Here is a 1,233-nt window from a genome sequence, read left to right as displayed (position 1 = left end):
TAATGCAGCAGTCGGCTTAAAAACATCCAGATCGCGCACTACAACCATACGGCGCTCCGCCATCATCGGAAAACTGTCTATCGTATCGCTCAAATCTTGTGCTTGCAAAGAAGCTCCTTCAAACACCGTGTAATTGAAATCACGAAATGTCTCGTCAACAACTTCTTTTTCTAACTGTGCCAGATAATGCTGTTTGAGATAGGTCTCTTCTCCGCCGATGAGATACAGCGAACCAATGGTATGGTTTTTCAAATCCTGTTTGAGCAGCTGGGTTCCATCCGTTTTGTTAGATTTTTTTGTTTTAGGCGGCATATCTCTCACTCCTCTTCCCGCACGGTTTTCCATGTTATATCGCCGACAGCATAGGGGTTGCTGGCCGGAATACCATCATAGGCTTCTTTGCTCTTCCATCCGTTTTCTACAATAAGCTGTTTTGGGTTTATGCGTTGTAATAAGATGTGCATTTTATCTGCATCTCCCATAAAGCTGTCAGACACCAGCAATGTATCACAGGACAGCGTATACTGCTCGGTCAAATCCAGCAGCATATTTTGTGTCAGGGCACGGACTGTTACCAAATTCTGATCTTCCGATTGCATCCGCACCACCAATTTACGCTCCGCGCGTCCCAAAATTGATAATCCCAACGCTGGATCGCCGACAGACAGCTCTTGCTGTGGAGCGGTTTTGTCATATGGAATGCGTGTTTCCTGCAAGACTTTCATGAAATCGGGATAGACGGCATTGTTTTCCCGATTTTTCGCTGGTAAAATCACTTGGTCAACCGGAATTTCTTGCAATAGCTCAGCGGCATTTCGTGCAGCAGATTTGTCTATGGAAGTCAGAATAAAAATATCAATGTCTTCTTGATTGTTCCAGTCCATATATTGCTTGATGTCTTCTACAACATCGTGATACCCTGTGCCACTGCAATCAATCAGAGCCAATTCATCTCGGCAAGATACCAGGATTGCCTGCCCGTTTCCCTCGGATAATACCGTTACCTTCCAATCGTCCCACGCGGCGTTGCTGCGAGAGGCACTTACTCCGATAAGTACCACAATCAATCCGGCTAAGACGACTGTGCGGATGCGTTTGCTCGCCAGCCATAAAAGCAAAGCTGTGAGCGCACTGACAAGAATAGATACGAAAAAATCTGTTGTATTCTCACAGTATAACACACCAAACGGGATTTCGGCAAAGAAATCGCTGACAGCCAATACATAATTTGTC

1 protein-coding gene and 1 pseudogene are annotated in these 1,233 nt (G+C 45.4%); both read right to left on the bottom strand.

All coding sequences use genetic code 11. The features are described 5' to 3' along the window. Positions 1-312 (bottom strand): annotated as a pseudogene (locus ACR0P9_RS12885) (DNA polymerase III subunit delta); the annotation flags it as partial. 5 nt (positions 313-317) lie between these two features. After that, the coding region (locus tag ACR0P9_RS12880) for a hypothetical protein (RefSeq protein ID WP_432620764.1) at positions 318-1,233 on the bottom strand (916 nt) is incomplete at its 5' end.

It is taken from the genome of Butyricicoccus sp., from assembly GCF_050872565.1.
Classification (GTDB): Bacteria; Bacillota; Clostridia; order Oscillospirales; family Butyricicoccaceae; genus Butyricicoccus_A.
This window is presented reverse-complemented; position numbering and strand designations above follow the sequence as displayed.